7 protein-coding genes and 2 pseudogenes are annotated in these 9,076 nt (G+C 38.5%); 7 read left to right on the top strand and 2 right to left on the bottom strand.

The window, feature by feature from the left end; all coding sequences use genetic code 11:
- Window positions 1-375 precede the first annotated feature (375 nt).
- The 4 genes and pseudogenes from G4V62_RS18420 (at window position 376) to G4V62_RS18435 (ending at window position 4,464) form a co-directional block, all read left to right on the top strand.
- Window positions 376-540 (top strand): hypothetical protein, encoded by a 165-nt coding sequence (locus tag G4V62_RS18420; RefSeq protein WP_165205023.1) that lies wholly within the window; start codon window positions 376-378, stop codon window positions 538-540.
- A gap of 247 nt (window positions 541-787) precedes the next feature.
- Window positions 788-1,051 carry a DUF6870 family protein gene (locus G4V62_RS18425; protein WP_165205025.1) on the top strand — a complete coding sequence of 88 codons (264 nt, stop codon included), beginning with the start codon at window positions 788-790 and terminating at the stop codon, window positions 1,049-1,051.
- A gap of 333 nt (window positions 1,052-1,384) precedes the next feature.
- Window positions 1,385-2,287 (top strand): annotated as a pseudogene (locus tag G4V62_RS18430) (IS3 family transposase); the annotation flags it as partial.
- Between the two features lie 512 nt (window positions 2,288-2,799).
- Complete coding sequence (locus G4V62_RS18435; protein ID WP_165205027.1) at window positions 2,800-4,464, top strand: recombinase family protein; 1,665 nt, start codon at window positions 2,800-2,802, stop codon at window positions 4,462-4,464.
- A gap of 8 nt (window positions 4,465-4,472) precedes the next feature.
- On the opposite strand, the gene G4V62_RS18440 is transcribed toward G4V62_RS18435, so the two are convergent.
- Window positions 4,473-4,859 (bottom strand): alpha-helical endospore appendage domain-containing protein, encoded by a 387-nt coding sequence (locus G4V62_RS18440; RefSeq protein ID WP_212508843.1) that lies wholly within the window; start codon window positions 4,857-4,859, stop codon window positions 4,473-4,475.
- Between the two features lie 1,308 nt (window positions 4,860-6,167).
- Here G4V62_RS18440 and G4V62_RS18445 point away from each other — a divergent pair.
- Both G4V62_RS18445 and G4V62_RS18450 read left to right on the top strand, forming a co-directional pair.
- A complete protein-coding gene (locus G4V62_RS18445) occupies window positions 6,168-6,566 on the top strand; it encodes an alpha-helical endospore appendage domain-containing protein (RefSeq protein WP_212508844.1) in 399 nt (132 codons plus the stop codon).
- 408 nt (window positions 6,567-6,974) lie between these two features.
- Complete coding sequence (locus G4V62_RS18450) at window positions 6,975-7,997, top strand: glycosyltransferase family 2 protein (protein ID WP_212508845.1); 1,023 nt, start codon at window positions 6,975-6,977, stop codon at window positions 7,995-7,997.
- Between the two features lie 106 nt (window positions 7,998-8,103).
- On the opposite strand, the pseudogene G4V62_RS20130 reads toward G4V62_RS18450, so the two are convergent.
- A pseudogene (locus tag G4V62_RS20130) lies at window positions 8,104-8,524 on the bottom strand (transposase); the annotation flags it as partial.
- Here G4V62_RS20130 and G4V62_RS18455 point away from each other — a divergent pair.
- Window positions 8,505-9,076, top strand: a 572-nt coding sequence (locus tag G4V62_RS18455) for a DUF4372 domain-containing protein (RefSeq protein WP_246218531.1), incomplete at its 3' end; no start/stop codon positions are given. The pseudogene G4V62_RS20130 and the gene G4V62_RS18455 overlap by 20 nt on opposite strands.

A 9,076-nucleotide genomic window follows, 5' to 3' on the forward strand; every position in this document is an offset into this window, starting at 1 on the left:
TGAAACGACTTCTCCCTTTGTATAAGAGCCACTCTGTCCAGGATCCCATGTTGTTACATTGTCCAACCCTACACCAGTCGCACCTGTTGGCCCTGTTGGTCCGGCTGGACCGGTGGAGACTCTTTTATTAGGAAAAGGGAAAATTGTCCAATGCAAAGGGTAAAACAAGAAATAATATTTACCTCTGCTACCTGGAAGCCAGTGGAAAAGCAGGACAGGACTTGTTGATGAACAGACAGTTACGCAAATGGTTTAGGATAACACCAATCAACGTGAAATTCTCTTCCAAGCGAACGAATAATGCTCAATGAGGTTGATTCGAGCACATCAAATGATAGTAAAGCAATATACCAAATTTAACGGGATTGCGATCTGATGAAGATGGAGGACGAAAAGAAAATCGCCTTCATTCGGGTCATGACGCTTACGTTTAAGGCAAAGTTATATCTTGGTACACCATCGCCTGCTTTTTCGCAAGCACAGTGGATGCACGACTTTAGTAAAAAGGACCCTCCGATGTCATTACTGACGTCTACCTAGAAAAAACATTGGAGCATTATTCTTATCTCAGGTATGGCATTTAGGGTGAGGGCAATTCTTGAGATTTTGAATTTCAAGTCCGAATAGCATTACCAAGGCATTATTAACTGGCTTAGGACAATCTGTCCCTAAGTATATGGAATGATGAACGCCATCTCTTTACTGAAAGAGTGGTGAATGTAACTTCTTTTCACAGGACAAACGCACACGCATATATTGAATCATGAACATCGAGGAGGTCATGATCATGATTACTACAGAATTGATTGATCATTTGATGAGTGTAGATATGGAAACCGTAGATACGGAAAAACTGGCCGATTTAAGTACATTTGAATTTGATAATTCACTCCCACTAGAAAAACGGCCTGCTTATGTTCTGGAAAAATTGAAAAATCCTTTGTGTTTTCGTTGTGGTGATGTAGGTGTAAAGCTTGAATTTGATGATACTGCGCCGCCGATCCAAGAGGTTCTCACGAACTTTATGATACGCAAGAAAAGTGGCTTGTAGTCAGACTTTGCATCCTCGTATGTATAAAATAAAATGTTGAAGATACAATCTCACAAAAAATAAAACCATTTTTGATAAATGTTCGCTTGGTCGACAAACACAAAGACGAAATCCTTCTTTGACAATCGAGTAATTCGGAAATACTTAAATTTCACTCATAAATACTCGATTTAGAGGAACATCTATAGGGAAATATACATTAATTATTTACAACGATGGAATCTGAGCTATTTGAGCACTATGACCGATCACTGTACCGGTTACACTAAACTAGACAAATCAAAAAAAGGCCACGTAAACTTAACGCAAATCAAAAATGGAGGAGAATCGCTTATGACCAAGCGCGAAAGACGGACCTACACACAAGAGTTTAAAGAACAAATTGTAAAGCTCCATGCGTCTGGAAAGCCTCGACGTGAACTGATTGATGAATATGAGTTAACCGCATCTGCCTTCGATAAATGGGTCAATCAGCACAAAACAAGTGGTTCGTTCAAGGAGAAGGATAACCGTACACCTGAACAGGAAGAACTCCTTCACTTTCGTAAAGAAAATCAAAAATTGCTGATGGAGAACGACATTTTCACTTTATACAGTATAAGTGCAGCTAAGCATATAAAATGCTAAGCTTTACTAAAAAGCAAGCCGCGATGATCATGGGACGAAAGTAGGTGTGATCCGTCAGAACCGTCACAAATACTCGGTATCAGCAATGTGCGCTGTCCTACAACTTCCAAGAAGCACATATTACTCTGAAGCTCGTATTCGTGATGAGCAACATGATGAGCTGTCCTCTTTAATTGTTGATATTTTTCAAAACAGCCGGCAAATCTATAGGCAGCGGAAAATCAAAAAAGAACTTGAGAAGCAAGGTTGGTCCGTCACGACGAAGAATCAGTCGCATCATGAAAGAACAAGGTCTAGTGTCAAAGTACACGGTGGCTCAGTTTAAGCCGAAATGTGTGGCGTGCAACACATCAGAGATAGGAAATGCGTTGAACAGAGCGTTTCACCAGAAACAAAAATTACGTGCTGTTGTAAGCGATCTGACGTATGTCCAGGTAAAAAACTAATGGCACTACCTCTGTATTTTGATCGATCTTTACAACCGTGAAATCATAGGCTACAGTTCCGGATCGAAGAAAGATGCCGGCGTAGTTCAGCATGCCTTTCCCAAAGGTGAAATACAGATTACATCGTTTCGATGTTTTGCTTGGAAGAGCTCTTACTACATTCATACGGGGAGGGTTGATATGCGTGGATTCTTGGAAAAACACTTTCTTAACGTGAAGGCAGGTGTTTAGCTATAAAGGCTGGGTATGGAATAGCAGGCGTGGGACAGTAAGTGGGTTTAACGACAGTGATGTGGAAACTGTTTCAGCCGCTCAATGCCCACCCCTACGGACACCTAAAAACTCAAGTCGTCACAAATAGCTACAGTAGCCCAGGATGTGGTGGTTTCCAAACCGTCATATCTGCATCATAAATTTCCGGTCGTAAGCAAATTAGAGCCGTATCCAACGTGTCTTTAGCGATGTGCCTGATTGGCGTACAAAGGTACAAGTGCGCCTTGCAGGTACATGCTTTTGACGTGCTCATTTTGCACCTTTAAAAGCTCGTCGAGGAGAAAGACTTAGCTGACTGAGCTTCTGGAAAAACACAACATATACTGTGCCCTCGACAACATGGTTCGCATAACGATTTAAAGAGATAATATAATATTTGTAATGTGATAGGAAGGAGATCACATGACCAGAATAGCCAACACGCAGAGCATCGCAAACAAAGTTTCAAAAAACAAGGTATGGCGTGTAGCCTTTTACATCCGTCTTTCACGCGAAGACAAAAGTGTAAAAGAGGAATCCGAAAGTATTACCAACCAAAGACTGATTTTGACAGACTTCCTCGAACAGCAAGTAGATGACGATTATTTTTTCGTTGACGAATATGTCGATGACGGCGTGAGTGGCACGACAGACGAAGAGCGAGAAAGCTTTCAACGACTGTTAACCGATATCAAAAAAGGAAAAATCAACTGCGTGATTGTGAAGAATCTGGCCCGCAGTTTCCGCAACAATGCTGATCAGAGCTATTATCTTGGCGATTGGTTTCCGCGTAATAATGTACGGTTTATTTCTCTTTATCAACAGCCCATTGACACGTACAAAGACCCAAATAATGCACAAAACATCGCTGTGCCGATTCAGGGCGTTCTGAATGAAGAGCATGCAAGGGGTACTTCGGAAAGCGTCCGGCGAACCTTTGACAAGAAGCGTGAGAAAGGTCTGCATATTGGTTCTTTTGCCGCCTATGGCTATCTGAAAGATCCACAGGATAAAAACGCTCTTATACTCGATGAGGAAGCTGCAGAAAATGTTAAATGCATCTATGCTTGGTTTTTAGAGGGTATGAGCAAAAATGCGATTGTCCGCAAGTTGAACGAAAGCGGTATTTTATGCCCTTCAGCGTATAAGAGAAGCAAGGGTATGAAATACAAAAATCCAAATGCTGAGGGAGGCAATCCTCTATGGAGTGCCATGACGGTCACCAACATTTTGAAAAACCAAATTTATATTGGCGATATGGTGCAAGGACGCCATCGCATTAAAAGTTATAAAATCCATGTGCAGGAAAAGGTTCCCGAAGATGAATGGTTCATTGTAGAAAATACACATAAACCGATCATCAGTCGTGAAGTTTTTGCCAAAGTGCAGGAGCTTTTAAAAAAAAACACTCGCACCGCACCGAAGCAAAAAAAGCTGCATTTGTTCAGTGGCTTCCTACGCTGCGCAGATTGCGGCAAGGCCTTGACACGGAGCAAGGTTAGAAGAAATGTGTACTACTATTGCCGCACTTACAAAGATCAATCTAAAGCGGCTTGTACAAAGCATACAATGAAGCATAACTTTCTAGAAAAAGCGGTATTGTATGCCATTAAGCAACAGGTTTACATTGCAGTCTCCCTTTCAGAACTCGCTTCACGGGTTAACAAAGCTCCGCTTCAGAAAAGCCATTCTATCCGTTTGAATGAACAAATAGCTTCCAAGGAAAAAGACCTGTCCAAGATCTCACGTTATAAACAAAGTATTTATCAAGACTGGAAAGATGGAGAAATTACTCATAAAGATTATCGGCAGATGAAAGTGGGCTACGAGCGGCAAATTGAAGCCATTAACAAAGTGGTAAACAAACTGCAAGCAGAAAAAGCCGAGCTTATAAACGAAACCGATGTAGAAAACCATCTTTTAGCAACCATTAGGAAATACGAAAACATCAATAAACTGACAAGGGAGATTTTGATTGAACTTGTTGACTCCATCAAGGTATACGAAAATGGTAATATCGTCGTAAAGCTAAAATTTGCTAATGAGTACCGCAAAGTTGCGGAAGACATTGGAGTCAACACCCTTTAAGATGCGGTTTAGAAAACCGCATTTTTAACGGCAGTTTGATTTCCTAATTTAAATGCTTCGGTTGCGCCTGTAGGTCCTGCACCACCCGTATTATTCTTAGTTGAAGCATTTAAAGCACTTTCCATTTTACCCTGTAAGAACATTTGATTTCTCATTGCACTATCCAAGGTGTTTCTAACACTCTCATTCACGTTTAAGATATCGTCAATTGTTGCAGCGGGTCCCGATAAACCTGGCAAAGTTCCCAGTACATACTGTAATTTTTCACCTTCTGCATTTAAAATATGACTTAAACCCAGCTCTTCCATTGCTATAGACGATAAGATTAGATTGATTGCATCCTCTTTGTTAATTGTGACTGAAGGTGTAATATTAGGAATATTCGGTTGTGACATTTGTTTAGCCTCCCAATTGTTTTCTTTCTTATTTTTAACGCAGCATTCACAAGGAACGCTTACTGTATAAAATATACACAAAGTTAAAAAAAGTTCTTAAAATGGGCCTGAGCTTGAGTTGATTTTATTTTTTTCGTTAATACAGAACAGAAAAACATGGATCGAATGAATAAACTTTACCATAACGCATATATTTTAAACATGTTGAGTATTTCTAAATTTAGATTAACACTATGTACAAAACCAGTTGCTGATTACGTGCCCAATCGAATCCATCCTGCGTTGCATTTAGTCAATTGTCTCTTTCTAGCCTACTTATCTGAGTAAATATTGCCAACGTAATACAAAATTAATTGGAGAAACTAGGAGTATTTACAGATTTCATCCTGCGTATTAAGCATTGCTTTTCCTTCATAATTAAAATTTAGTTATCCCAAAATGAGGTCATATTACAAAATTCTACTCAAACAATCACAATCTGATCACTTCCAAAACGCGAAAGTGCTGTTTTTAATGTAGGTAAATATATTGAATGGATTTCGTACGGCTTGAAGTGCTTCTGTGAATAATAATTCACATGCTAAACAATATGGAATCCGAACTGCTGTAAATTTAGCAACGGCTTATCACTCCCTAAATTCAAGACAAACGCAATCTATTTCTTTTTACAAAAAGGAATAATGTCTTGAATATGCCGTTGGTGTTTTTTGTAAAACATTTTTTACGTATGTCCTTTACGATTTGCAAATTCATCCATGCCATTTACAAAATAGATCACCATGTATTGACGAGCTTTTTGGGCTCTTCCTCTTCCAAGCCTGTACCCGTACTAATAAAAATCGGCTTATTGGTCAAACGAGTTGTATAAGTTATAGTGACACATGTAGTGTGAGGTGATCTAATTAGAACCGCTTCGAATCGTTTTGCCCTTAAAAATGAATATTGACCAACACTATTTACAGTAAAAGGGGATTTCATATAAATATAAATATATCCCCCATCTAAAAGCATCAAAATAATATAATTTGGCATATAGCTTATACGCCGATAAATGAGATAGGATGATGTGATGCTAGCTCGATAATCAAAGACAATGCGTTCATACTTTTTATTCAATTTTCACGGACCTCATAAAATCTTTGATTGAATGGTAACGCAACTGTGATCTTCTCACTAGTGTTTGGTGTATATTCTCGACGCTTGCAGATACAAGCGATATTTTAATTAATAAAAAGTTAAGGGCATTTAAATTAAGCATGTATTTTTCATGTTCACGATGACTAAATATGTATTTGGAGGTATTGCTCTATGTCTTTGCCCAACATACCAAATATTACTCCCACCATCTCTCTCTCAAGATGTGAATCGATTGATTTACTGTTATCTTCAATCGCACTAGAAGAGATGGCTCTTTCACATATTTTGAATGCAGAAGGTGAAAAACTACAAGCTTTTTTAAAAAATGATCCTAAATGTTTAAACGATTACTTACGTATAAATGAGAATGTCAATCAAACATTAAAAACAATTATAAAATCACAAATTATGCTGCAATTAAAACTGGAGGATGTGATGACCATAGATTCTCAACATCATTGCGATTGTACACGAAAAAAAACATGCTCCAAAAAAGGAAAAGACTGCAAATCAATATGTCAACATCATTGTATTTGCAAAAAGTTTGAAAATGGTAAGAATGAATTGTAATCAATGTGAACAGACCATCAAAACGAAACCAACGTTTTACTTTATGCAGCACTATACATTCTTTCTTACTTTGCTCCTTCGAAAGGTTCCGACCGACGATCTATCGGTCTTTGAAATTGAAAAACTCCTACTTACTTCATTACATCAATCTGCACAACTCTATCTAAACTCCCGTATTTGCCCTCTTTCTCTATCTGGAGACATACTTCAGCAATTATTTAAAATAGTCGAATCATTTGAATACGAGCTAGAGAAAAGCTCATTAAGCCCTATTGTCATAAAGAAGTGTAAAGAATATTTATCTCTATGGAAACAATCACCTTATCCTTCAAGCAAAGTCATCGAGACGCCGAATAGTAAAATGAATAAACCATGGATAAACAACAGCGTGTTAAGGAGGGTAACTACATGAGCATCACATTATGTATTATTGTTAAGGATCAAGAAGCAACAATACATGACTGTCTTAAAAGAGCCCAAGAATTCACTAATGAAATCATACTCGTCGATACAGGATCATCTGATCGAACAATTGAAATCAGCAAACAATTCCATACGGTTCATATTATTCAACATACGTGGAGAGACCATTTTGCAGAGGCAAGAAACCGATCACTAGAATTTGCTAAAGGTGATTGGATCATGTGGTTAGACGCCGATGAATTGATCGACGATAAGCCACGAAATCGCCTTCTGCTTAAAGAAATCATACAACAAACAACAGCAAACATCATTTATTTTCCTGTAGTAAACTATGTTGGTAAAAGTATGGATAAGGAATACAAAAATAACTCCTTTCATTCCTATCAACCGAGATTGTTTCGTAATCATCTCGGGATACAATTTATTAACCGCATACACGAATTTCCCAAATTACCTGAATCCCATGAAATTGAAGCACACTATATTGACATTTTAATTCACCACTACGGTTATTTAGATGAAGCCGACCAACAATATCAAAAGTTTAATCGAAATATAGAACTTCTCTCACTTGAGTTAAAAAATGCTCAATCGAATCCGTGGATTTATTATCACCTAGCAAGTGAATTTTACCGAATAAAGGAGTATTTACAAGCATTTGGCCTCATCAATACTGCCATTGTTGTATTTTTAAATTTAGAGCAAAAACCTCCTGCACTACTTTATCGTCTTAAATATGCAATTCTTGTTGAGACAAATAGTTATGATGGCGCATGGCCAAGTATTCAAAAAGCAATTGATCTCTACCCCGACTATGTTGATTTACATTATTACAAAGCTCTTATACTCAAGCAGAGAAAACAGTATGCGGAAGCGATCATTGCTTTAGACACTTGTCTTTCTTTAGGCGACAAATCAAGAAACTATTTTATTTTAAAGGGGACTGGTACTTTTCGAGCTCAACAATTAAAAGAAGAATGTTTTCAGCTACTAGAATCAATTTCATAATTGACGTTTTTAGAAATGGGTTGAGGTACCCTACGATGATTTTTAAAGTTTTTTTAAAATGGATGGAAATAGAATCACGCTGCTTTTATCGAATGTTTCCCCATTTCTAGTTAATCCGGTCTGTGGCTAATTTTGAGGCATTATAAACAAGCGTCACCAATTGGAAATGAAGCTTGCCTTCTTACCTGCCCGATGACGGACATGATTGAGCCCAAAGAACTCTTTTAGATATGCGGTGACCCTTTCGACAGCGGTTCGCTCTATATACAGTTTGCCCCACTTCTTTGATCCTCTTGCCGGAGAAGTGTACTTTCGGATGTCCGTAGATTGCTTGATTTTAAAGGGGTTTTGGCACAGGGAATCATGGCGTAATGGGCAATTCACGCATTCTTTGGGTTGTGTGTATTTCAAGGTTTTGTACTTTGGATCAAAGCTGTCGTAACGATAAGAATGTTCCCGGACGCATGTAGGTGCGAAATGTTCATCGATCCGACGATTTCCCCTTCATTGCATCGGTTATATGGTAAATGGGTTTCACCCATCAATATTCAAAATCTTCCTGAACAAGTGGAACATCTTAAACAGGATTACTACACAAAAAAATTAACGACAGAGGCATATATCAAGCTCCTTTTTGCCCAGCTGCATGAACTAGAAAGCCTGCATGCGATTAGTGATGCTTTACTCGATGAAGATCTCCAGAAAACACTTGGATTTGAATCGATTAGTGCATCGCAATTGTCGCGGAAAACAAAAGAGTTGAAACCGGAAATCCTTTCTACTTTGTTTTTGGAGCTTGTCACCCAGATTCAAAGATATCACGACCAAAGGAAAAGGAATATGCCGCTCAAAATCATTGATTCAAGCACGCTTCCGCTCAACTTAACGAATTACAAGCGGGCAAAATTCTGGAAAACAAAGGCAGGCGTAAAGCTGCATTTACGGCTCGTTTTCATGGATAAGGACACGGTATATCCTGTAAAGGCAATCATTACGACAGCGAAAGGACACGACAGGAATCAACTAGAAGTTCTCGTTGATGACAAGGAAGCCATGTATGTGTTTGACCGCGGATACGT

It is taken from the genome of Litoribacterium kuwaitense (assembly GCF_011058155.1).
Lineage (GTDB): Bacteria > Bacillota > Bacilli > Bacillales > DSM-28697 > Litoribacterium > Litoribacterium kuwaitense.